The sequence below is a fragment of the Boseongicola sp. genome (assembly GCA_014075275.1).
Taxonomy (GTDB): Bacteria; Pseudomonadota; Alphaproteobacteria; order Rhodobacterales; family Rhodobacteraceae.
Genome location: CP046179.1, coordinates 12842 through 37169 on the forward strand (window position 1 = coordinate 12842; position 24328 = coordinate 37169).

At 60.1% G+C, this 24328-nt stretch carries 15 protein-coding genes; 13 read left to right on the top strand and 2 right to left on the bottom strand.

The features are described 5' to 3' along the window. Positions 1-3 precede the first annotated feature (3 nt). The 8 genes from GKR98_00085 (at position 4) to GKR98_00120 (ending at position 18451) form a co-directional block, all read left to right on the top strand. Positions 4-3972: a hypothetical protein gene (locus tag GKR98_00085; GenBank protein ID QMU56739.1), complete on the top strand. Its 3969-nt coding sequence runs from the start codon at positions 4-6 to the stop codon at positions 3970-3972. An 8-nt stretch (positions 3973-3980) separates the two neighbouring features. Continuing rightward, on the top strand, positions 3981-5057 hold the full coding sequence (locus tag GKR98_00090) for a DUF2793 domain-containing protein (protein QMU56740.1): 1077 nt from the start codon (positions 3981-3983) through the stop codon (positions 5055-5057). A 19-nt stretch (positions 5058-5076) separates the two neighbouring features. Beyond that, a complete protein-coding gene (locus GKR98_00095; GenBank protein QMU56741.1) occupies positions 5077-5367 on the top strand; it encodes a hypothetical protein in 291 nt (96 codons plus the stop codon). 72 nt (positions 5368-5439) lie between these two features. Next, positions 5440-5682, top strand: coding sequence for a hypothetical protein (locus tag GKR98_00100; protein ID QMU56742.1), 243 nt, complete (start codon positions 5440-5442; stop codon positions 5680-5682). A 177-nt stretch (positions 5683-5859) separates the two neighbouring features. Then, a complete protein-coding gene (locus GKR98_00105; GenBank protein ID QMU56743.1) occupies positions 5860-8103 on the top strand; it encodes a PASTA domain-containing protein in 2244 nt (747 codons plus the stop codon). Beyond that, positions 8103-14177, top strand: a complete 6075-nt coding sequence (locus GKR98_00110; GenBank protein QMU56744.1) for a hypothetical protein — start codon at positions 8103-8105, stop codon at positions 14175-14177. Before GKR98_00105 ends, GKR98_00110 begins: the two co-directional genes overlap by 1 nt. 1402 nt (positions 14178-15579) lie before the next feature. After that, positions 15580-17589, top strand: coding sequence for a hypothetical protein (locus GKR98_00115; protein ID QMU56745.1), 2010 nt, complete (start codon positions 15580-15582; stop codon positions 17587-17589). A gap of 10 nt (positions 17590-17599) precedes the next feature. Next, a complete protein-coding gene (locus tag GKR98_00120) occupies positions 17600-18451 on the top strand; it encodes a hypothetical protein (GenBank protein ID QMU56746.1) in 852 nt (283 codons plus the stop codon). A 27-nt stretch (positions 18452-18478) separates the two neighbouring features. On the opposite strand, the gene GKR98_00125 is transcribed toward GKR98_00120, so the two are convergent. After that, positions 18479-19830 (bottom strand): IS3 family transposase gene (locus tag GKR98_00125; GenBank protein ID QMU56747.1). Its coding sequence is split into 2 segments (ribosomal slippage): positions 18479-19492 and positions 19495-19830, totalling 1350 coding nucleotides; the frame shifts between segments, so codons are not numbered across the junction. A gap of 202 nt (positions 19831-20032) precedes the next feature. On the opposite strand from GKR98_00125, the gene GKR98_00130 reads away from it, so the two are divergent. Further along, on the top strand, positions 20033-20284 hold the full coding sequence (locus GKR98_00130; GenBank protein ID QMU56748.1) for a hypothetical protein: 252 nt from the start codon (positions 20033-20035) through the stop codon (positions 20282-20284). A gap of 37 nt (positions 20285-20321) precedes the next feature. Then, a complete protein-coding gene (locus tag GKR98_00135) occupies positions 20322-20690 on the top strand; it encodes a hypothetical protein (GenBank protein ID QMU56749.1) in 369 nt (122 codons plus the stop codon). A gap of 233 nt (positions 20691-20923) precedes the next feature. Here the strand turns inward: GKR98_00135 and GKR98_00140 are convergent, their stop codons facing one another. Continuing rightward, a complete protein-coding gene (locus GKR98_00140) occupies positions 20924-21616 on the bottom strand; it encodes a transcriptional regulator (protein ID QMU56750.1) in 693 nt (230 codons plus the stop codon). A 173-nt stretch (positions 21617-21789) separates the two neighbouring features. On the opposite strand from GKR98_00140, the gene GKR98_00145 reads away from it, so the two are divergent. The 3 genes from GKR98_00145 (at position 21790) to GKR98_00155 (ending at position 24312) form a co-directional block, all read left to right on the top strand. Beyond that, positions 21790-22116: a DUF1330 domain-containing protein gene (locus GKR98_00145; protein ID QMU56751.1), complete on the top strand. Its 327-nt coding sequence runs from the start codon at positions 21790-21792 to the stop codon at positions 22114-22116. 182 nt (positions 22117-22298) lie between these two features. Beyond that, positions 22299-23519: a beta-ketoacyl-ACP synthase I gene (fabB, locus tag GKR98_00150; GenBank protein QMU56752.1), complete on the top strand. Its 1221-nt coding sequence runs from the start codon at positions 22299-22301 to the stop codon at positions 23517-23519. Between the two features lie 4 nt (positions 23520-23523). Then, positions 23524-24312, top strand: coding sequence for an SDR family oxidoreductase (locus tag GKR98_00155; protein QMU56753.1), 789 nt, complete (start codon positions 23524-23526; stop codon positions 24310-24312). Positions 24313-24328 lie beyond the last annotated feature (16 nt).

The window sequence follows — 24328 nt, forward strand, 5'->3', positions numbered from 1 at the left end:
GACATGGCCACCCTCGTTCTCGGCGCCGCTGGCGCTGCCATTGGCGGCAGTATTGGCGGCGCGATCCTCGGCGTCAGCGCCGCCACCATTGGCGGCTTCATCGGCTCCACCATCGGATCGGTTGTCGACAGCTGGATCATCTCTTCGCTCGCGCCGACCCAGCGCATCGAAGGCGCGCGGATGGACAATCTGCGCATCACCTCGGCCACCGAAGGGGCGGTGATCCCGCGCCTTTACGGCCGCATGCGGATCGGCGGCAATATCGTCTGGGCGACGGATTTCCGCGAGGAGACCAAGACGACCACGCAGGGTGGCGGTAAGGGCGGCGGGGGTGGCGGCAAGGTCAAGACCACCGAGTATTTCTACTATGCGAGCTTCGCCGTCGCGCTTTGCGAGGGGCAGATCACCGGCATTGGCCGCATCTGGGCCGACGGCAAGCTGCTGGATACCACCGGGATCACCTGGCGCTGGTATCCGGGAGACGAAGCGCAGACGGTCGATCCGTTCATCGCGGCCAAGATGGGGGCATTAAGCACACCGGCCTATCGCGGCACGGCCTATGTCGTTTTCGAAGACCTTCCGCTTGGGAATTACGGCAACCGCATCCCGCAGCTGAGTTTCGAGGTGTTCCGCCCGCTGGCCGATCTGGACACGGCGGAGGGTCTCACGCAAGCGGTCACCATGATCCCGGCCTCAGGTGAGTTCGCCTATGCCACGCAGGGCATCCGCAAAGGCAGTGGCGGATCGTCCGAGCCCGAAAACCTCAATGCGCTGACCGATACCGCCGACATGGTGGTGGCGTTGGATCGGCTGCAGGCGATGGCACCGAAGGTCGAGAGTGTGTCACTGGTGGTTGCCTGGTTCGGAGACGATCTGCGGGCACGCAATTGCAAGGTGCGGCCGGGTGTCGAGGTCACCGCCAAGACCACCACACCGTCGACCTGGTCTGTGAATGGTGTCAGCCGGGCCAATGCCTTTCTGGTCAGCCGCGACGATCAGGATCGGCCGGTCTATGGTGGCACGCCCGCCGATTTCGCTGTCGTGCAGGCAATTCAGGAGATCAAGGCGCGCGGCCTGCGCGTCACCTTCTATCCGTTCATCCTGATGGATGTGCCACCCGGCAACAGCCTTCCCAACCCGTATTCCGACAATGCCGCCGAGACGGGCCAGCCCGCTTTTCCCTGGCGGGGTCGGATCACCTGTTCGCCTGCGGCGGGGTATGCTGGGACAGTGGACAAGACCGCCACGGCCGCCACGCAGGTGTCGGCGCTGTTCGGCGAGGCAATGCCCGCCAGCTTCAGCGTGGCGGGTCAGTCGGTTTCGTGGACCGGGCCTTCCGGCGACTGGGGATTGCGGCGCATGGTCTTGCATTACGCGCATCTCTGCGCGGCGGCGGGCGGGGTCGACGCATTCCTGATCGGCACCGAGATGCCGGGGCTGACCACGATCCGCTCGGGTGCGGCCACCTATCCTGCGGTGCAGGCTTATCAAGATCTCCTTGCGGATGTGCGCTCGATCCTCGGGTCCGGGACGAAGATCGGCTACGCCGCCGACTGGTCGGAGTATTTCGGGCACCAGCCGGGCGATGGCTCGGGCGACGTGTTCTTCCACCTCGACTCGCTCTGGGCCGATCCGGAAATCGATTTCGTCGGGATCGACAACTACATGCCGCTGTCGGACTGGCGCGACGGGTTCGAGCATCTCGACGCGGCCGAGGGCTGGCCCGCGATCTACGACCGCGCCTACCTGCAGGGAAACATCGCGGGCGGGGAAGGCTTCGATTGGTTCTATGCATCGGCTGCTGACCGCACTGCGCAGGTCCGTACCCCGATCACCGATGGTGTGGCGGCCAAGCCGTGGGTCTTCCGCTACAAGGATCTGCGCGCCTGGTGGTCGAGTGCGCATTACAACCGTCCGGGCGGAATGGAGAGCGGGACGCCGACCGCGTGGGTGCCGCAATCCAAGCCCGTCTGGTTCACTGAGCTGGGTTGCCCGGCCATCGACCGCGGCACGAACCAGCCCAATGTGTTCTTCGATCCGAAGTCGTCGGAGAGCTTCACGCCGCATTTCTCGCGGGGTTGGCGCGACGACGCCATCCAGCGCACCTATCTCGAGGCGACATATCTCTGGTGGGGCGAAGCTTCGAACAACCCGATCTCCGGCATCTACGGCGGCCGGATGGTGCATGTACCTGAATGCGCCGCCTGGACTTGGGACGCGCGGCCCTATCCGTTCTTCCCGGCACTGACCGACGTCTGGACAGACGGCGCGAACTGGCGGCTGGGGCACTGGCTGACGGGGCGGCTCGGCGCGGTGTCGCTGGCTGCGCTGGTCCGGCATCTCTGCCTGCGAGCCGGAATGCCGGAAGCCCGGATCGACGTCACCGGTCTCTGGGGCGCGGTCGAGGGATATGCAATTGGCGCGCTCGAAAGCCCGCGCGCCTCGATCACCACGCTGTCGCGGCATTTCGGCTTCGACGCGGTCGAGACCGAGGGCATGATCCGGTTTGTGATGCGCGGGCGCGCCGCCGCAGCAAGCGTGACGCACGAAGACCTGGTGGCGGCCCGCGAAGGCGATGTGCTGGAACTGACCCGCGCGCAGGAGACGGAACTGCCACAGGCCCTGAAATGGCAGGTCGCGCGTGCCGACGAGGATTATGACGCCGCCCTCGTCGAGGCGCGGCGCATCACCGTGGACACGACCCGCATTGCCTCGGAGTCCTTCCCCATGGCAGTCCCGCCTGAGGAAGCCGAACGGCGCTGCCGCCGGGCGCTGATGGAAGCCTGGACCGGGCGGGAGACAGCCGCGTTTCGCTTGCCACCCTCGCGGCTGGCATTGGATCCGGCGGACGTCGTGACGCTGGAACATGACGGGCGACACATTCCGCTGCGGTTGGTCTCGATAGCGGATGCCGAGGCGCGAGGTATTGAAGCGGTCCGCCAGGATCGCGAGGCCCACGACCTGCCGCCCGGATCACCACGACCGTCGTCCTTGTCAAAGGCCGTGGTGTTCGGCGCGCCTGAGGTGATGCTGATGGACCTGCCACAGCTGACCGAGGATCAGCCCGCCCATCGCCCGTTTGTCGTGGCCCATGCCGTTCCTTGGCCGGGCGAGATGGCAGTGTTCCGCAGCCCATCGACGGATGGGTTTGAGCTGCTGACCAGTTTTGGCGGCCGTGCCCAGATCGGGACGCTGGTGTCGGATTTCTATGGAGGACCGACTTCGCGCTTCGATCTCGGCAATGCGCTCGTAGTTGATCTGCTCTCTAGTACGCTGGAAAGTGTCACGGACCTGACGCTGTTCGGTGGGGCCAATGCGCTGGCCATCGAGAGCGCACCTGGCACTTGGGAAATCGTGCAAGCGGGCGTGGCGGACCTGATTGCGCCGGACCGCTATCGCCTGACGCAGCTCCTGCGAGGCCAGCGCGGCACGGAAGCGGCCATGGCCGACCCGGCACCTGCGGGTGCACGGGCCGTCGTGTTGGACAGCACGCTCGCGTCGCTGCCGATTTCCGAGGGCGATCTCGGCCTTCCCTGGAACTGGCGCATCGGTCCGGCAAGCCGATCTGTCAGCGACGAGACCTATGTTGCGGCCAGCTTCACGCCCGAGGGCGCCGGACTGCGGCCGTTCTCCGTCGCCCATGTCGAGCAGCCGTGGCGCACGCCACGCGTTCCCAGCGATCTGACAATCCGCTGGACGCGCCGATCCCGAGCGCTCTCGGCCGACAGCTGGGGCGCGGTGGAGGTGCCCCTGGTCGAGGAGGTTGAAGCCTATGAGGTCGAGACCCTCGATGGTGCAACGGTCAAGCGGGTGCTGAGCGCGACCACGACCAGCGCGATCTACACGGCCGCCCAACAAACTGCCGATTGGGGCGCGCTGGTCACGCCCGGCGACACGCTGACAATCCGCATCTTCCAGCTCTCCGCCCTGATCGGGCGGGGTGCCGCCAAAACCGTCACGCTCCAACTCTGAGGACCGCTATGTCCGACACCACGACCAACCTGCTGCTCCCTTACATTCTGGCCGCGCAGGCCCAGAAGTATGTCACCCACAACGAGGCCCTGCGACTGCTCGATGGGCTCGTACAGCTTTCTGTTCTCGACCGTGATCTGGCCGCGCCGCCAGGCAGCCCGGCTGATGGCGACCGCTACATCGTCGGCTCGGGCGCAACGGGCGACTGGGCGGGATGGGACCTGAACGTAGCGCTGTTCACCGACGGTCTATGGATGCGCTTGCCACCCCGGACCGGCTGGCGGGTATGGGTCGAAGACGAGGCGCTGCTGCTGGTCTACGACGGTGCGACCTGGATCGGAACCACGCCCAATGCGCTGCAGAACCTCGCGCTGTTAGGGCTGGGCACCACCGCCGACACCTCGAACCCATTCTCAGCCAAGCTCAACGCTGCGCTCTGGACGGCGAAGACAGTAGCCGAGGGCGGGACCGGCGATCTTTTCTACACCATGAACAAGGAGGCGGCGGGTGACGATCTCGGCCTGACCCTCCAGACTAACTTCGTGACAAAGGCGTTGGTCGGCCTCTTCGGCTCCGACCGCTTTCGCCTCGCTGTGTCCGCCGACGGCAGCACTTTCTTCGACGGGCTGAGCGTCGACAACGCCACTGGCATCGTCGAGCAGCCGCAACTGCCGCGCTTCAAGGCTTACACGAACTACGACAACTACGTGGGCGTTGGAGCCTGGACAAAGATCGGCCTCAACAACACCGACTACAACGATCAAGGTTGTTTCGATGCCGGAACCGGCCTCTTCACAGCACCTGTGGACGGCACGTACCTCTTCGGCGCGACGCTGCTCTACAAGGTCAATTCCAGCACCTCGGCCCGGATGCGCGGGCGGCTGGTGCTAAACGGGACAACGGAGATTCGCGGTTCCTTCGGCGAGAGCTCCGCCACCCATGTCTCGCTGGCCACCGCCATCTGGCTGCAAACCATGGTGCCGCTGACTGCAGGCGACACTGTAGAACTGCAGGGGTATTTCCGCGCTCAAGACGGGTATTTCGCGGCCGACCACACGTCCTTCTGGGGCTGCAAGGTCGGCTGAGCGGCGGGAGGAATAGCCCATGACACCACCTCGATCCGACCAGGGTTTTGTGCGCATGCCCGACGCTGAGTTCGAGGCCATGCTGGCACGCGCTGCCGAGAAAGGCGCCAAGCGCGCGCTCGCCGACGTCGGCCTCGACGGCGATGAGGCCGCGCTCGACATCCGGGATCTGCGCTCCCTGGTGGACTGCATTCGTCTGGTGCGGCGAACGGCGATGCAGACCGCCGTCCGCATGATCACCACCGGCGTGATGCTGGCGCTGCTCGCGGGCATCGCCATCAAGCTGAAAATCTTCGGCGGTGCTCCGTAGCTGCGCCCAATCCAAAACCATCAGCCCAACCGACCCGCCTATGTGGCGGGTTTTTCGTTTCTGGAGGACACCATGACCACGACCTTTTATGACCACTGGCGCGATGTACCCGAGGGCACTTGGCGCTGGCCCAACTTCTCCCCCGCCGAAATCGCCTGCCGCGGCACCGGCAAACTGCTGATCAACGAGCCCGCGCTCGACAAGCTGCAGGCGCTGCGCGACCGGCTCGGCAAGCCGCTGGTCGTCCGCTCTGCCTACCGCAGCTCCGCCAACCGGGGCGAGCGCGCGGAGGCCGGACCCGGTCGTCCACCCTGAGTTGATCTCGCGCAAAGACGGTGCTGCGACTGACGCCTAATCTGAACAAGCGACTTCTGGGATAACTGGTCCGTCCGTATCGTGCCCAAGACCGACTGGCAGCGGTCCCCTTGCGCAACCGGCACTCTGGCGGGCGGTCGCGTCGAAATTGGCCCAAGCAGATTGAAAGGTGATGTGATGACTACGTCGAACTTGATGTCAATGCCGGTCGACATTCCCTGGCGGCGGATCGCCACCAGCAACGACATGATCGACACCGGATTCGGCGACAGGAAGTTTCCCGCTCGGTGGCGGCCGTCAATCACAGTCTTCTGCTACGAGCCGCCCAAAGAGGAACAACAACTCGACGATCGTATCATCACTTTCCTCAAGGTCAGCTGCACGATTACCGGCTTGGAGAACCCGCTGGACAGCAAGAGCGCACGCGTATCCGTGCCCGCGAAATACCTGGCCCAAAATCCCTGGGCAATGAAGTACTGGAAGACGCGCAATTCTAGGATCGTCGATTACTATCCCTGCCACGGCGCGCTGCTTCAGGTCGCGGTCTTTCCCAATGACGAGATTGCTCAGACGCCCGTCAGCAAATTTCCCATCGTGATGGATTTCGAACCGAAGAAACGCGAAATGTACTATTCGCACACCGAGAAGAACGACATCCTTTCAAGCTCGCGGTCCAGCATCGAGGTTAAGAAGGGCACCACCTCCACCGTCAGCCAGGAAACCGGGTGGAACATCGGTGGTGGCGCCAGTCTGGGTAGCGATTCCGGGAGCGCGAGTTTCGGCGGCGGATATAGCAGCAAGACGACCTCTTCGGTTCAGAACGTTAACATGGTGACGGCGGATCTGTCGCGGGAAAGGCGGGAAAGCTATTCCTACGTTTCCGAACTCTCGCATATGTATCACCTCCTGAATTCCTACCACTTGGGCACCAACCGGGCGATGTTCTTCCTCCAACCCCGGCCCTACATCGCGCAAAGCGAATTCTCCTTCGTCAACGGTTTGCGCAAGCTTGAGGGCATTCAGGAATACTTCCTCGTCATTGCCCGCCCAAAGGACGTGAAGGGCCTCTGCGTCGAAGCGACCCTGGAGACCGCGCATTTTCAGATCGAGCGCGCCTATAAGGGGCGCATCATCATGAAGAGTCAGCTTCAGCAGGGGTCCAACCTGCAGAAGACGGCCGCGGCACTGGGTTTGACACCAGCAGAGGAGGATGCCGAGAAGGAAGCGCTCGTCGCGGCCTGGAACCAGATTTCCGCCGAGAAGCGTCGTGTCCTCGAGCTTCTGTTCGATGTTGGAGCCGGCTGGACTCTTCAAGCCGTGAACGACCATCGAAAAAGCGAGGGCGTAGACCTCTTCAGTCAGAAGGAATGGGACAGCTTCAAGTCGTTGCGCGATGAAATGGGCAAGGAGAGCTACGACCCTTCGCAGACCGCCGTCGTCATTTACGAAAAGGCGCAGTCCGACAGCGGCGTCCTCTTCGTCTTTGGCCGGTCCGTCGGTTACTGTGTCAAGGAGGCGCGCATGATGAAACTGCCGCCCGAGGGCCTTGTCTACGAGAAACGCATCCCGCTCGACAACGTGACCCGCATCGGCGAGGAGTACACGTTGCCGCATCTACCGCTGGACTGGGCTGCCGCCAATGCTGTCGCGAACACGATCGGCGGCGACCTGATGGCCAGCCTTGCCGCGCCCGAACGCCTTGCCTACGGCGATGCCACGCTGGACGAGGCGCTTTTCATCCAGGAGCCGCTGGTTGAGGCGCTGCGGCTCATGCCGGATGGCGATCCCTACAATATCCCGCTGACCGAGATTGACGGGCTGGACCGGGCAATGGCCGCCCGTCTAGCAGAGACCTTCGGCGTCGCGCGGCGCAAGGATGCGCTCGCCCTCGACCCCTACCAGATCAGCACGGCGCTCGAGATTACGGAGGCTGCGGCGCGACGGCTGCGCACGACGCTCATGGGCGAGGGGCCGAGGGCCGATCTGGCCGCCGGCGAAGTGCCTGTCGTCACCCCCGACCTAGCCGGTCTCGGCATCGACGCAGCGCGACGGATGCTGGCGGAACAGATGCTCGCGCTTCGCCCCGAAATCGTCTGCGAGGATTCGCTCGAACCGGCGGACAGCGTGCTGAGGCAGTACCCGGCTGCTGGCAGCGTCATCAAGCGCGGCGAATCGCTCAGCGTCGTCACCTCCAGCGGTCCGGTACTGGTGCCGGATGTCGCCGGGATGAACGTCGATGCCGCCGACAAGGAACTGGCCCGTCATGCACTGGCCGGGCTGCAAAGCCCTGTCAACGCGGCCGATTTTGAACCGGGCACGGTCGTCGCCGTGCTGCCCGAGCAGGGCAGCAAGGTCGCCCGTGGAACGCAGGTTGTGCTGCAGGTCGCCAGCCAGCCGCGCCCGGTGTCGGATGAAGGCTGATGGTCACGCAGCCGCTGGACGGGACGGTCTTTTCAGCCGGGGGCAAGCTCGACGCCCTGCGCGATCGCCTTATGAGCGACGGCTTCCAGCGGCCAGATGACATTCGCGCCTTCATCAACCGCTACCTGAGCGAGAACCCGGAGGGCGTGCACGGGCGCAACGAGAACGTCGTCAGCGAACTGGTTGCCGGGATCCGTGCCGAACTTGGCCTCGCGCCCGCTTCAAATCTGGGGGCCGTGTCGATTATCCCCGACCATGTGCGTGCCCTCCTGCGCGGTCAGGCGCAGGCGAGCGTGGACACGATGCGGATGGGCGTGCACCACGCCGCCAACAGCGTGGCGATGCACAGCGGCCAGTTCGTCTACGATGCCGCCGACGTCTTCATGGACGGCGCCGGCATGAATTTCGTCTTTCGACGGATCTACAAGAACCAGGGCTTTCACCACGGGCCGCTGGGGATCAACTGGGACCACAACCTGAACCACGCGCTGCGTCTGCTGCCCGGCGAACAAAAGCTGGTCCGCCTGACTGGCGGTTTTCAGGAAAGCGCCTACCAGTGGCAGGCTAGACATAGCTACTGGATCGGCCCGCCCGGAGATCACAGCGTCATCTTCGATCGCACCAGCAATCTTCCTGCCGGTGTCACCCATCTTGCCCTGCCGCCGGATACCGCCGAACATCGCTTTCTCCTGCGGCAACCGGGCGGCACGATCCGCCTTTACCGGCGCGAGGCGAACGACCCGCTCGTCTTCCGGGTCGCCCGCATCGCCGATCGTTTCGGCTGCAGCCTGGACTTCGATTACGAGCCGGGCGTGACCGGAACGGAGAGGATCCGCAGGGTCACGGTGAACTGTGACCGGCGATGGGTATCCTTCGCCTATGATTCCGAGGACCGCATCACCGGCCTTTTGGATCACACCGGACGAAGATGGAGCTACGGCTACGACGGATTGGGGGACCTCGTCAGCTTCACCACTCCGCCCGACGACCGCTACAAGGCTGGGCTGACCGAACGCTACTTCTACAGCACCGCTGACCGGACCGGCGCGCTGCGACACAACCTGCTGCAGGTCTACGACACCGCCCAGCGACTATATCTCGAGAACGAATACGGAACAGATCGCGGCCTGCTCAGCTTCAACCGGGTCGTGCGCCAACGTGAAGGACATGGCGAGCGCAGTTTCGAGTACGAAGATATCTCTCCCACAGGCGTGCCCGCGGGGCTGGCCGCGCTTGAGGAAACCTGGCCAAGGCACCAGACGACGATGGTGCAACGCAACGGCCATCCCGTGCATCACATCTACAACGGTTTCGGCAATCTGATTGGCCGCGAGGAGGATGTCTGGGGCGGCCAGGGGCGGCGGCGCCTCGTGGCGCATTTCCGTTACAATCGCGACGGGGTGCCGACGGGTGAGATGTCTCCTGCGGGACGGGAGACGCTGACACTCACCGGCCGGGACCAGTTTCTGATCGACCATCGGGCGGAAAACCTCGGCACCGGCAGCGACCTGCGCCAGCACCAGGACATGACCTGGCTGACGCGGCTTGGCTTTGGTCGCCGCCTGTCAGTCGTCCAGCGCGACCGTCGCGCGGTCTTTGCGGGCTTCCAGTATCCCGATCCTCTGGGCGGCCTGGCCAGTGCGGGCGGCGACGACATAATCGTCAAGATGCGCTACCGGCCCCGCTACGGCCAACTCGAATCCGTGTCCGATCCCAGGCACACGCGCAGCCCGTTAGACAATTCGCCGTCAGACAATACCGCTGAATACCAGCGAAATCTGACCCGCTTCGAATACCGCAACGACGATCGCCTACTGGACAGGATCGTGTATCCTGACACCACACGCGACGGTATGCCGGACGCGAGCGGCATCGAGGAACGGTTCGAGGCCTACGACGCGAAGGGCCGATTGCTGAGTCACCGGGACCTGTCCGGTGTCCACTGGCAATTTGCTTATTTCACCGCGGCGGACGGTGCCCGCGAAGGTTACCTGCGGTCTCACACGATAGACCCGGTCGCGGATAATCCGCAGGGGCTGGACCTGACGACCGCGCAGGTGGTGAACGAGGTCGACGTTGCGACGAAGATCCTCCTGCCGAAGGGGCAGGCGGTCAACTTTGACGTCGATCCCTTCAACCGCGTCACCCGCGCAATCCGCCGGCTGCCAAAGCGCCAAGTCGTCGACCCCGCCAGCGGACTGACCGTGACCAAGCCGGCTGCAGTCTACGAGACGCGCTTTGCCTATTGCCGCAACATGCTGGTCGACCAGATCGAGCGCGACATCCAGGACGATGGAGGCCGGCCGCTCGCAGGCGGCACCGAGGTGCAGGTCTTCAAGTACGATGCCAACGACAACGTCGTCCAGCGTCAGCATGGTGGCGCCGACCCTGCCACGCGTCGTGTCACCGGACATGAATACGACGATGGCGACCTGCGCGTGCGCACCGTGCTGCCGCGCGGAAACGCGATCCGCATATCCTACGACGAGAGGCGTCTGCCCGTCAGAATGCTGCGCGGTGCGGGTTCGGCCGATGAAAGCATCGTAGGGCTGACGTACGATGCGGACGGACTTGTCAGCGTGCAGACCGACGGTCGCGGCCAGAAGACGGAACTGATCCACGATGCGTTCGGGCGGAATACCGCACTGCGCGAACTGGATGAGAACGGACGCTTCACCCGCCTGATCCGGTACGACCATGACAAGGCCGGCAACCTGACGGTCGAGCGCCTGTTCGTTCCCGGCGGCGCGACGGGATACACGCTCATCCAGCATGTCTCGCACGCATACAATGAGCTCAGCCAGCGGATAGAAACCCGGGTGCGGCGATTGGCGAGCCCTCTGCCCTGTACCCGGGCCACTGTCGACCGCCGGAACGAAGTGGTGCCATTGGCGGAGGCGGTGCGCACTCTCGTGACACACGATGCGTCAGGGCGCGTCACCCGTCTGCAGAAAATCGGCCGCCGGCTGGACAGCGCAGGCAACGCTCTCACTGCGGATACGGTGCTCACCTGGCGCTTTGGCTACAATGCCGCTGGCTGGCCGGTCTCGGAAACCGATCCCCTGAACAACCGTACCGTCACGCATTACGACAAGCACGGTCTCGTCACCCGCACCGACATACACGAGGATGTCGGTGCCGCATCGCCGACAGGCAAAGAAGTCTTCTCCGTACTATTTGGCTATGACGACCTCGACCGGCTGTGCCGCGTGACCGATGGTCTCGGGAACCGAAGCACCTACGAATATGACGGCCGCGACGACATCATCCGGCAGGTCGACGCGCTGGGCAACGTCACCCATTTCGAGCAGGACGTGTTCGGCCAGCGAGCCGGTGAACGGGTGGAAATGACCGACAATGGACTGGGAGGCGGGGCGCGCGCCCCGAATTCCGACATCGTGACCCGGTTCGACTATGACGCCAACGGCAACCTCGTGGGCCTTGTCGACGCCCACGGCAACACCACGCGCCAGATCTTCGACGCGCTCGACCGGGTGAAGGCCCTGCAATACCCTGATGCCAGTCAGGCGGAGTTTCGCTATGATGGCAACGAAAACGTCGTCTGGCACAAGGATCCCGACGGCTTGGTCAGGGATCTGCACTACGGGCGAATGGACGAGCTGCTGCGGGTGGACATCGACACCAGTCAGCTTTCGCCCGGACTCGCTGTCGAGGGAACAACGTTCGAGGCGTTCGAATATGATGGCCTCGGGCGGCGCACGCGGGCACAGAGCGACGGCTGCGACATCAAGACAACGGTCGACGGCCTCGGGCGCGCGACCAGCGAGACCTTTCGATGCGCCGGCTTGCCGGCGCCATTCACGATCCGGCGCGACTGTGACGATTTCGATTTCCTAGCGGGTCTGACCTATCCGGATGGCCGGCGCGTCGCCTATTCTGCCGACGCGCTCAACCGCGTTCTCAGCGTCGAAGATGTTATCCAGGGGTCGTCCTTTCCGGGCCCGCCCGGTGGGACGCCTCACCGTGTTCTGTGGAAGAACCAGTATCGGGGGCTCCGGCTCGGGGGTCGCCGTCACGGCAACGGTTCGACCGCTTCCTTTTCCCATGACTCCGCGGGCCGCCTGATCCACGCCCGTCACCGTGACGCGCATGGCGACGATATCTTCACGATCGAATACCTCTACGACGCTACCGGAAATATGCGTCGGCAGAGCGAGTACATGCCCGGAGGAAACCGTGGCGAGATCTACCGCTACGATTCGATGGGGCAGCTGACAGTTGCCATCACGTCGCAGCCCTCGCCCATCGACGCCGACCGGCTTCCACTCGCCACGCTGACGCCGTCGGGCGCGCCGCTGCCCGAAGCCCAGCTGGATTCGCAGGTCAAGCTGATCGATCCGCTGCTGGGCGCGTTGGCCCAGCCGCAAGTGCAATTCACGTTCAGCTACGATCGGCTCGGCAACCGCAGGGAAGAGCGCCGGCTACCCCAGCCGCCCATACTTTTCACGACCAACCAGCTTAACCAAGTCACGAGCCGTGGCGTACGGCAATTTCAATACACTCCTAGTGGCAATCGGGACCGAGAAACTGGCGGGACCGCGCCACGGCATTATGCCTACGACCATCGCGGCGGGCTGGCGCGCGTCACCGAGGCCGCCGACCTTGCCGTTTTCGGCCGCGATGCTCTTGGTCGCAATGCACGGCACGAGAACGGCGGCGCGGCAAGCGTCTGCATCTACGATGACGAGAACCTGATAGAGGAGTGGCTTGTCGCGCACGGTCAGCCGCCGCGATTGGCCATGCAGATCGCTAGCGAACCGGGGATCGACAGCCGCCTTCACGTGGCCGTCGGGGGCACGGAATACTGGTACCACAGCGACCTGATCGGCTCCTGCCGCGCGCTCACCGATCCGACGGGCGAAGTGGCGCAGGATAGCGCCGGGCAGGAGTTGCGATACCGCTACTCTCCCTTCGGCGAATTGGTCCTCCCGGTTCCCGAACTCGTCCAGCCCTACCTGTTTGCCGGACGCCGGTTCGACGCAACGCTTGGAACCTACGACTTCAGGGCACGCCAATACGCGCCGGATTGCGGCACTTTCCTTCAACGGGACTGCGGCGGCGAGCGAATGCAGGTGCACGATTACATCTATGCCAGCAACAACCCCTTGACCTGGATCGATCCCGAGGGCGACGATGACCGACCAAAGACGGCTCTGGGGACCGTCAAGTCGATCTTGCGGGGAATCGCGGAATTCGGGAACATTCTTGGCCGAGGGTTTTTTGACCCCCAGACCACGATCGAGAGACTGGGAGGCGCTATGCAGCGCGTCTATCGCACCCGGGGCGGTGGTGCGCGCGGTGCCGTGGCCACGGGATTGTGGCTCACCCCTCCGGTTCAGATATTCGAAGCGGCCAAGCAGGCGAAAAGAAGTGTCGCATCGGGAGACGTGCAGAGTTCGACTCGGGATATCCTCAGCTCAGTCTTTGTCACGGGAACCTCCGTCATTCCTGCGGCACGCCTGATCCGCGGTGCGCGGGGTACGCCCCGGATGAGTGCGCATCCGCCAGCATCCGCGGCGGATGCACCGCCTCTTACGGGCGGACCGTCGCACCCCATCGTGCTCTACAGGGTTCAGCCGGCAACCCCTGGGGCCGTGAGGGGAGGCGCCTATCTCCGGACGCTGGAAGACGGGTATAGCATGGCCAAGGCCCTAAGAAACGTCCGACGCCTCGAGGGTAAGATCTTTGATCCAAGAACGCCGAACGAGCGGGTCGTGAAATATCTCGAAAATGCGCAGGCGGGTGGGCAGAGCAGTCCTTTCATCTCGACCTCTTCAAGCCGCGCATATGCGCTCTACAACCTCTACCACCTTAGGGCCAGGGGACCTGCCGAGCTCTTGACGATCAGGGGGCCGCAGGGCGCGGCGCTGAATTTCGAAGCAGCATTCCGCGCAATCGGCGGCCGTCGCAATGCGGCGAGATCAAAGGATCGCCTGATGCAGGAACATGGCCTGCCCGACATCGTCCTCCCCGAAGCTGGCACTAGTGCCTATGGCTTCGAGATCATCGGTCGCCGCCAGTTTCCCGCGCGAAAGCTCGGGGGGAAGCCGTAAGTCACAAGCCGACGTTCCGGTGATCCCGTGGCCTCCCGGCTGTGCTTTGGGCCGATGTGCAGCATAGCAAGAGAAACCGGCAAGTGCCAAGCGACTGCAGGAATCGTGCTGGGCCATCACGCGCGGCATCGCCTTTGGCCCGCAGGGCGCCGGTTTTGGGCGTCTCAACAACGCGTGCCCGAGGGCAAGGCTATCCGCCGCGCTTGATGCCCATCAATGCGCCACAATCAAGCGCAGCAAGAAGCCGAAGTGATCGACACGCCCCAGCTATCCGAAGATGGACGCTTCCGGAAACGTCGCTCTCAGCGTCGGATCATGATTCACTTCGTCTCTAGACCACTATAGTGAATAGAAGGAGACCGGCGAAGCTCATATCGCGAGAGTGAATCGTACGGCAAGGTAGAATGGCTGCGAGAGCCATTTCTAGAGTAAGTGATTTCAATGAGTTAGGCAGAGAAGGTTAGACCCCAGTCCCTTCCGCTCCGCCACTAAATTGTTTAACTATCTGAAATTTAACACTAAAAAGTGATACTTTTCGAAACACCCACCAAAATGCCTACCAACTAAGTCTCACTACGTGTTTCACGTCTTGCTGAGAACCCGTTTCGATATATTCGTTATATGCTTTTATGCCAAAACTAACTCAAGCCAGACCAATATTCTGCAGGTATTTTGGAGTTTCTGAACATTTCGTTCCAGATGAGATCTTTAGTTGTTTGACATCAGCTTGGAAGGCAGGGTCGTACCAGCACAAAACGCCCGCTCTGCGAATTAGCGCTTATTTCATGGGTGTTTCGGCGTCAAGCGAGATGCCAATATCTCCGCAAGATCACAAGTGATGAAGCCGGACATTTGGAACCCCGACGCCCTAATTGGTGCAGAACCGTTTGGAGTCCCATGATGCTGTTACACTAACGTTCAACGTTTGCGGATATGGGCGGAATCCGGTCATTCGCTACAGGCGCGAGTGCTCCGATGATGTCACGCGTAAGCGGCCATTGGAGCTGGTTGTCACTTTGACGTGCAGGCACGTGCCACAACCGCTATCACGAAAGCTTGAACAAGCTAACACCCACCGATGTCTATCACGGCCGGGGAACGAAAACCCTAAAAATGAGAGAGGAGATCAAGAAACAGACAATCCAGAAACGTCGCTTGCTGCACCAATCCGCTGCCGCCTAAACTCAAACAGAAACCGAACCAGAGCCCCCCCCTATCAAACAGCCCGCTCTTTCCGGAAAACTCTGACGACGGACAGTCGCGAGCATCCGCTTTCAAATTTTTTTCGGATCTCTACAGATCTGTTGCAATCGGCTACGAGGCTTTGCATTGTTGCTCGTATTCAAAGTAGATTTTATTGTCCGGCCTAGCCGCCGGCGACCACGTATAGGAGGTAGCCCGAATGGCATTCACATTGCTTCACAAGAAACTTGATCAGAAAGTTCGCGCCGTGGGGCCGGTTTACGTTGGTCAAGTCCTGGCACCGGTTGTTGAGGACGAACGTGGTGGTCGCCATTCGATCGTATTTTTACCTGACAAGAACAATCCCGAATTACGCGCCGCAGGCCGACCCATGCATTTCTATTTTCTCCCTTCGCGACCTCGATTGGCGAGGGAAGGCGATGGTCATTTCATTTTTCACCTCCAGAAATTCTCTGGAATCATGGACCCCAGCATGAATATCGGTGAAAGCGGTTTCTCAGAGTTGGCTGGAGGCGCATTGAGTTTCACTGCCACATTGGCTCCGCCTGACGGGGTCGTTGACAAAGCCTTTGAAGCACTAAAGGAGATGCTGCCAGCGCAATCTATTGACCATTATATGTGGCGCCCAGGCGGCGGCGCGCGACCTCCCGTTCTTGTGGGACCTGTGCCGCTGAAAGCCAACAACACCGTTCTGCACAGCATTTCCTTCGAGAATTCGCCAGAAAGTCCGGAAGGGACGAGCAGTGACAATCCCGACGCTTGGGCCTTCGAAGTTCAAGGCGCCGGTAGTGGAGCGCTAAATGTTCTAGGTGCGAATGCCTTTACGACGATGATGGGCCGTCGTCCGGCGACGTTGTTGTGGGCATCCGCACAGAGCGGTACGTCGCAGATTGCGATGGAAAATAGCATCCATTACGACGTGTGGCAGTTAGTGACAAAGATCAAGATCGAAGGTGATTGGGAAAAAGTCCGAGATCATTTCAGCGCTGGTGCCGAGGGCGGGGTGTCATGGTTCCGCTTCGACACGCAGCGCGAAGTCAACAGCTTGATCGAGTCGGGTGCCGTTACTGTAAAGATCGACTTCGGTGCTGGGATGACCAATGCCGAGCGCAAGGCAGACATTGAAAAGGCGGCCGACGCTGTGGCAGACAAAATTTATGCGCTGGTAGAGGCCAAACTCAAGGAGGCAGGCTCATCGATAGAAGCAGAATCGGCCAAAGCGCCCGATGTCGCTGGCAAAATGGTGAGGGCGTTTAGAAAGAACTTCTGGGTCGGACTCAGCGTCGGCATCAACTCTCGTAAAGATATCTTTGAAGGCACTTTCACTTACGAAAAAGAAATCAACGAGCAAGTGACTCGGTCGGAAATGCTTTCCAGTCAAATGGAAGGCCTCTTCGATGAAACATCAAGCAACCAGGACGCGTTCGACCGCTACTTCTCCGAGGTTTTCATGGAAGAAGCCTTCACAAAAATCCACGTTATTGCCACCGCCAATGCCAATTGGCAAGCCGACGACGGCACCGGTGACCCCATCAATCAATTGAAGGTTCAGGTGGGCTATCCGAATAGCCAGGGGTCGCTCGACTGGCATCCTACGGCACGCGCTAAAGATGACCTCAATGACGACACATGGTCTGACATGGCGGAAGGCGCGATCTGGAACAAGGCCGCAAAGGACAAGATCTACGCCTTCGATTTCACCCGCCACGATCAGAGTGATGATGAGGCGGAAACGATCCATGTTCGAAAGACGATCCAGTTTAAGGAAAGCCCCGACATCGCAACCAATGAAGTGACCGAGGAATATACAACCGATGATCACATGATCGAGGTGCGCGCGAAGTCGAGTGGTGAACTAATAATCAGTCCGATCAAGATCGACATGCCTATCGGCTCGGAAGACAAACAGGTCTCTGTGCTGATCCGCGTACGGACCCCGAGATTCGGCGAAAAAACCTATACCATCACCGGGGAAACTGAAAGAGACATGCGTCAATATAGGGTTTGGTACGCCTCTCCCGATGAGATCGAGTCTTACGAGTATAAGACCGAAGTGACCGTGAAAGGACGCCGGTTCGGTCAGCGCCCTCTTCGTTGGGAAGGCGATTGGCAAGCTTCGAGTGGCGCAAGCGGCGAATTGCTTGCCAAAATCCCAGAAGTGCCCGAAGATCTTGTGGAAAAACTGGACGCATACCTCGCTCCGGCCTGAATCCATGCCCTTGGGACAATTTCCAAGTGTTGCTGACAAGGTGGTCAATGGCCGCCTTGTGCCGTCTGCTCGGTTTAATCTGTCTCCAGCCCGTCTAAAGACCGTCGGACATTTCGGCAAGCTCGCGTCTGAAGTACGTTCGAACATCAACGGTTTGAGTGTCACCCGGATCGAGCATCCTATTCTTAGCTCGATCGAACTGGCGACCAACAGCCAAACCCAAACAAATTCGTCACTGCCGGTTCTTGAAACGGGAGATGAAACGATCCTGAAAGATGCTGTCGACCCGGCATTGCACTGGATTGTTCCAACTATCCGGACGCGTCCACTCTCAGCAGACGACCCAGATGCCTTTCGCGTTCTTTCCGAGGGGCTGGACGAGCAAGGAAACTCCGTGTTTTCCGCTGTGCTGAGCATACCGATAGAAAGAGTTCCAGACGAAAACGCCCACCAGCTCGCGCAGTCGGAAGCTTTGAGCAGCGGCGAGCATGTCACAACACGTGATATCGAGATTATCCCCGAAGAGTGCAGGATGCACATCACACACAACGTCGCCGGCGAAATCGAGCGCATGACGATCAACGGCACTATTACCGACAATGGCCGTCACGCCGAGTTCCATTTACTTGGCAGTGCAATCGCGATCACTTTCGATGCCCTTACGGCAGTGGGTGAGCGCGGTTTGCAGATCGAAGTGTTCGGACGGTTTGACGCCTACAAGCACGTCACGCCGGACCGGCATGAACAAATCTTCGATAGGTCAGCGCTGGCCACCAAGGTGGACTTGTCCAAAAGCTTGCTTTCACAAGCCGATCTGTCCGTCGTCAGGGTTTTGGGAACCAAGAGTTGCTTAAACAAGTAAAGAGTTTGGCTCGTCTGGTTGATGTTATTATGCGGCGCGCTGTCTGTGATGCAAGCGCCGCGCTTCGAGCGTCTTTCGTTTGATCCTTTCCCGTTGTCTTAGAATGGCTTTGTCACGCCCGAAGTAGACGTCGGCGGGTGTGACGTTGTTCAGGCTCTCGTGGTAGCGCTTGTGATTGTAGTGATCGACGAAGGCTTCGATCTGGGTTTCGAGGTCTCCCGGAAGGAAGTAGTTCTCCAATAGGATGCGGTTCTTCAGGGTTTGATGCCACCTCTCGATCTTGCCCTGTGTCTGGGGATGATATGGTGCGCCCCGAGAATGCTTCATGCCTTTGTCCTGCAGCCATTCAGCCAGATCGCCAGAGACGTAACTGGACCCGTTGTCGCTGAGGAGGCGGGGTTTGTGGATGACGTGAACCTGATCGCACCCTGATGCTTGTAGCGCCAAATCCAGGGTGTCCGTCACGTCCTCTGCCCGCATGTTCGTGCAGAGTTTCCACGAGATGATGTAGCGGCTGTAGTCGTCCAGGATTGTGCTGAGATAGAACCAGCCCCAGCCAAGCACTTTGAGATAGGTGAAGTCGGTTTGCCAAAGCTGGTTGATCGCAGTGGTCTTGTCTTTGAACTCGTTTGCCGCCTTGAGCACGATAAAGGCCGGGCTGGTGATCAGATCGTGGGCCTTCAGGGCCCGATAGACTGAAGATTCCGAGACGAAGTAGCGCTCCCGATCCGTGAACGTCACTGCCAGTTCGCGCGGCGACAGCTCCGTCTCCTGCAGCGCCAGCTTGACGACCTTGCGCCGGACTTCGTCGGGGATGCGGTTCCAGACATGTCTGGGCTTAGGCGCTTGATCCACAAGGCCAGCGTCGCCGCGCTGCCGATACCGATCATACCAACGGTAAAATGTGGTGCGGGGGATGCCCAGCTTTGCCAATGTTCGACGAGCAGACAAATGCGACCCCTCAACAAGCCGGATGATCTCCAACTTCTCAGATGCAGCATACCTCATTCTTGGTCGCCCCCACCGCCGGTCATGCTTTTTTTGAGAAGACGCAGTTCCAGTGTTTGCTCGGCAACGACCTCCTTCAGGTCTCGGGCTTCGCGGCGCAGGTCCTTGACTTCGTCGGTCGTAGCCGCACGCGCCGTATCTCCAGCAAGCCGCCGTTTGCCAGCTTCCATGAAGTCCTTGGACCATTTGTAGTAGATACCTTGAGATATTCCCTCACGACGGCACAACTCAGCAATGCTGTCTTCGCCACGCAAGCCATCCAGCACGATCCGGATCTTCTCTTCTGACGAATACTGTTTGCGCGTCGCCCGTTTGATGTCTTTGACGATCTGCTCGCCAGGGCTCCTGCGAGTTCCAGTTGTCTGTCTCATGTCCCACTCCTCAGTGGTTACGATGAGCCAACAACTCTCTCTTATCAAATTAACCTAATTGGACCCATAGGCGCTGACTTCAGACATCGACCTCAAAGACGGCAGAGAATTATCTTGGCAATCGGTCACAACGGGGAACTTCGCAGGCTTTATCGCTGATCTCAAAGACGGCACATCGGGTGACATCACGCTCAGTACTGCATTGATCAACGAGAGCGTCGCATTGGCCGACATCGGGTATGAGGACACCGTGCTGGATGCCTCCGATATCCTGCCACGCGGCATCCGCCTGTTTCGTCTGCCCGACGATAACCCCCATACTTCGGTTCAGATAGAGCGCACGCTGAAACCCCGGTCAGGAAGGGACAACCCGTTCTTCGTGCGCGTGACCTTGGAAGACGGAACACAGGCTTGGTCCAGTCCGATCTACGTACTACGTGAAGTCGCAGCCTAGCGTCGATATGGTGAATCTTTCTCCATTTGACCTAATTATGGGCGCCGCCGCAGCATTCATTCTGCTGGGCGGCACGATGTTCCTAAAGACGTTTCGGTTTAGGAGAATGGCCCAACCAGTGGATGCGTTGCTTATCAACGCAGAAGAATATGGTCACATTCGTGAAGACGGCCTCATATCATATTGGCTTCACTATGAATATTCTACCTCGGATGGACGCATCATTCTTGTGCGACAATCCTCCTTGCTGCGGCAAAGCCCTCCTGTAGGGACCAACCGTACGATGTTTGTCGACCCCAAAAAACCGGAGATACTGCGAGGGCCAGGCGTTCGAGAATACGTGGTGTCAGCGGTGCTCGCACTAACAGGCGTCGTCATGTTGCTTATGACTATTATTTTGTACTGAAAGCGCATGGTGTCTTTGAGGTGCCACAAACCTGTCGGGATCCAGAAACTCTCCCACAACCAAGTTAGGTTTTCCAATGAGAAAGCAAGGCCAACTTTTATTTTCGACGGATTTATGGATAGCGGACATTTGAGCATGTTGCAGCATCGGTCGAAGTGGGCTCATTGCGGTCATTCGCTGCGCCTTGCCTGAACAGCGGCAAAGCGGACGGAGCCGCCGTTCGCAACATGCGCCTATGCCACTAGTTTTTTCTGAACGGCAAATGGGCTAAGCCCAAGCCACGTTTGCATCGTACTGGCGATTTTGCGCGAACCAGTGAACTCAAAGCTATCTTTCTCGGCAGTTACGTCAGTTACGCCCATCCAGATTGCCGTCATCGTCCGAAGGTCAGTCGAAACGTATAAGTCGACCTCAAACCCGGGATCAGCCCAGCAAAGATCAACGTCTCCAGCGGGCTCAATGACCAACCACCAATCACGTTTGCTCGGAGGCAGATCATGATACAGAAACTGTATTACGGTCCTAACTTTCGGTAGCGGTTCCGGATTTAGGTTTCGGCGCATGTCCCACATCAGAAGCGATGGATCGAGGTTCTTGAGCGACAGGGAAGATTCAACCCATTTCTGGCCCCACATGCCCATTGCAATGACCACCTCGCGAAGGTCTCGGCCGGACTCGGACAGATGGTATTCGAACACGCCCCGCTCGGTCGGCACAGGTCTTCTTTCAACGATTCCTGCCGCCTCCAAATCCTTGAGCCTCTGTGAGAGAAGCGTTGGAGACATTTTGGGCACTCCACGACGAAGGTCGTTAAACCTTGTTGAACCCGCAATCAGTTCACGCATTAGAACCATGGTCCATCGGGTGCAAAGCACCTCTGCGGCCATCGAAAGCGGACAGAATTGTTTGTAACTGGCTTGTGACATGGGGCCTCCAACGGCGTTTCTTTTGGACAGCCTAGCCGGTGTATCGCGCTTGCCTAGTCCAGAAACTGTATTACCCGATCCAGTTTCGTGACTAGAGGCGAGTTGCGGCTTTCGGGCAGGGTTGCTCCATCTGGCGATTCAATCTCTGCATCGCCCAACAATGGAGAATCACCATGAGCGTTTATCTAATTACAGACATCAAGATCACCGACGACGGCTGGGTCCCTGAATATGCCACCAACGTCCACAAGCTGGTCGAAAAGCACGGTGGCAAATACCTATCACGCAGCGGCAATATCGATACACTTGAAGGTGACACCAAGGACAGCACATTGATCGCCATTCTTGAATTCCCAACCCGTTCAGCCCTCGACGGATTTGCTGCGGACCCAGAATATGCTCCTTATGGCCAAGCACGTCAGGCGGGCAGCGTCTCAAACTTCCACGTAATCGACGACACAGATATTGCGGGTGCAATCCCTTACCTCAAGGCAGGATAAACACATTTCTTCTTGGATCGGGCGCTATTTTGTCCGGTCCACTTCTGCCAAATGCCAGGATTCATAATGACTGGTCTGGGCTCGAAGCGGACATTCACCCGAATCCAGTCTCCCTCCCTATCTACTTGCCCCCCCGCACCCCCCTGTCCTAGATAGGCAGGAAGGTAAGAGCAGGAGAGCACATGCGTCGTGTCGTAATTACTGGGCTGGGGATAATCTCGCCCATCGGGAACAGTGCCGCTGAGGTGGATGCCAGTCTTCGGGCCGGGAAATCTGGGGTGGTAGCCTCGCCTGAATATGCCGAGCACGGGTTTCGCAGTCAGATCCACGGGATGCCGCAGATTGTGCTGGCGGATCATATCGACAAGCGCCAGTTGCGGTTCATGGGGCCGACGGCGGCTTATGCCTATCTTTCGATGGAGCAGGCGATTGCCGATAGCGGGCTGAGCGAGGATGAGATTTCGAACGAGCGCACCGGGTTGGTTGCAGGCTCGGGCGGGCCATCAACATCGAATTTTTTCACGGCGTTCGACACGGTGATCAACAAGGGTGCGCCAAAGCGCATGGGGCCGTTCATGGTGACGCGGTGCATGTCGTCGACTGTTTCGGCCTGTCTGGCGACGCCGTTCAAGATCAAGGGCGTGAATTACTCGATTACCTCGGCCTGTTCGACCTCGGCGCATTGCATCGGCAATGGGGCCGAGCTGATCCAGATGGGCAAGCAGGACGTTGTGTTTGCTGGTGGTGGCGAGGAATTGGACTGGACGCTGTCCTGTCTGTTCGATGCCATGGGCGCGATGTCATCGAAGTATAACGACACGCCTGAAAAGGCTGCGCGGGCGTTTGATGCGACACGGGACGGCTTCGTGATCGGTGGTGGCGGTGGCATGGTTGTGCTGGAAGAGCTGGAGCATGCCAAGGCGCGCGGCGCGAAGATTTACGCCGAGGTTACGGGCTACGGCGCAACCTCGGATGGCTATGACATGGTGGCCCCCTCGGGTGAGGGTGGCGAGCGGTCGATGCGTCAGGCGGTGGCGACGATTGGCGACCGGACGGTGGATTACATCAACGCCCACGGCACCTCGACCCCGGTTGGTGATATCACCGAGGTTGAAGCGGTGCGTCGGGTGTTGGGCGAAGATCACGCGCCGATTTCCTCAACCAAGTCGATGACGGGCCATTCGCTGGGCGCGACCGGCGTGCATGAGGCGATCTATTCGCTGCTGATGATGGAAGGCGGCTATATGGCGCCGTCGATCAACGTCAACGAGTTGGACCCGGCGCTGCGCCCCGAAGAGATTGTGACCGAGACGCGCAATGCCGACCTTGATACAGTTCTGTCCAACAGCTTTGGCTTTGGCGGCACGAATGCCACGCTGGCGATGAGCAAATATCACGGGTGATAAAATGCCGGGACTGATGACAGGAAAACGCGGGCTGGTAATGGGCGTGGCCAACGAGCGGTCCATCGCCTGGGGCATCGCGAAAGCGCTGGCGGATGAAGGCGCGGAACTGGCGTTTTCGTATCAGGGCGAGGCGTTTGGCAAGCGGTTGGAGCCTTTGGCGGAAAGCGTTGGCTCGGATATGCTGGTGGACGTCGACGTGACGAATGACGCGTCGATGGATGCCGCGTTCAAGATGATCGGGGATCGCTGGGGGTCGCTGGACTTTCTCGTGCACTCGATTGCCTATTCCGACAAGAACGAGCTGACAGGGCGGTTCATTGATACGAGTCGCGATAACTTCAAGAATTCGCTGGATATCTCGTGTTATTCCTTTGTCGACGTTGCTCGGCGGGCGCGGCCTTTGATGAGCAAAGGCGGTTCGATGATGACGCTGACCTATATGGGGTCAAACCGGGTGCAGCCGAATTACAATGTGATGGGTGTGGCGAAGGCGGCGCTGGAATCGGCGGTGCGGTATCTGGCGAACGATCTGGGCCCCGAAGGCATCCGGGTGAATGCGATTTCGCCTGGGCCCATGAAGACGCTGGCTGGGGCTGCGATTGGTGGCGCGCGCAAGACTTACAAAACGACTGAGATGAACGCGCCGATGCGGTCCAACGCGACTTTAGATGCGGTCGGTGGCACAGCAGTTTATTTGGCGTCGGATCAGGGCGCTTTCACGACAGGCGAGATTATTTGCGTTGATGGCGGTTATCATATTCTTGGGATGATGCAGGTCGAAAACCTGTAAGTTGATCGCGCCCCGG

Coding starts and splice junctions, on each gene's coding strand:
- fabB (QMU56752.1), top strand. CDS start 22,299: ATGCGTCGTGTCGTAATTACTGGGCTGGGGATAATCTCGCCCATCGGG.
- GKR98_00115 (QMU56745.1), top strand. CDS start 15,580: ATGGCATTCACATTGCTTCACAAGAAACTTGATCAGAAAGTTCGCGCC.
- GKR98_00095 (QMU56741.1), top strand. CDS start 5,077: ATGACACCACCTCGATCCGACCAGGGTTTTGTGCGCATGCCCGACGCT.
- GKR98_00105 (QMU56743.1), top strand. CDS start 5,860: ATGACTACGTCGAACTTGATGTCAATGCCGGTCGACATTCCCTGGCGG.
- GKR98_00140 (QMU56750.1), bottom strand. CDS start 21,616: ATGTCACAAGCCAGTTACAAACAATTCTGTCCGCTTTCGATGGCCGCA.
- GKR98_00155 (QMU56753.1), top strand. CDS start 23,524: ATGCCGGGACTGATGACAGGAAAACGCGGGCTGGTAATGGGCGTGGCC.
- GKR98_00100 (QMU56742.1), top strand. CDS start 5,440: ATGACCACGACCTTTTATGACCACTGGCGCGATGTACCCGAGGGCACT.
- GKR98_00110 (QMU56744.1), top strand. CDS start 8,103: ATGGTCACGCAGCCGCTGGACGGGACGGTCTTTTCAGCCGGGGGCAAG.
- GKR98_00090 (QMU56740.1), top strand. CDS start 3,981: ATGTCCGACACCACGACCAACCTGCTGCTCCCTTACATTCTGGCCGCG.
- GKR98_00135 (QMU56749.1), top strand. CDS start 20,322: ATGGGCGCCGCCGCAGCATTCATTCTGCTGGGCGGCACGATGTTCCTA.
- GKR98_00145 (QMU56751.1), top strand. CDS start 21,790: ATGAGCGTTTATCTAATTACAGACATCAAGATCACCGACGACGGCTGG.
- GKR98_00085 (QMU56739.1), top strand. CDS start 4: ATGGCCACCCTCGTTCTCGGCGCCGCTGGCGCTGCCATTGGCGGCAGT.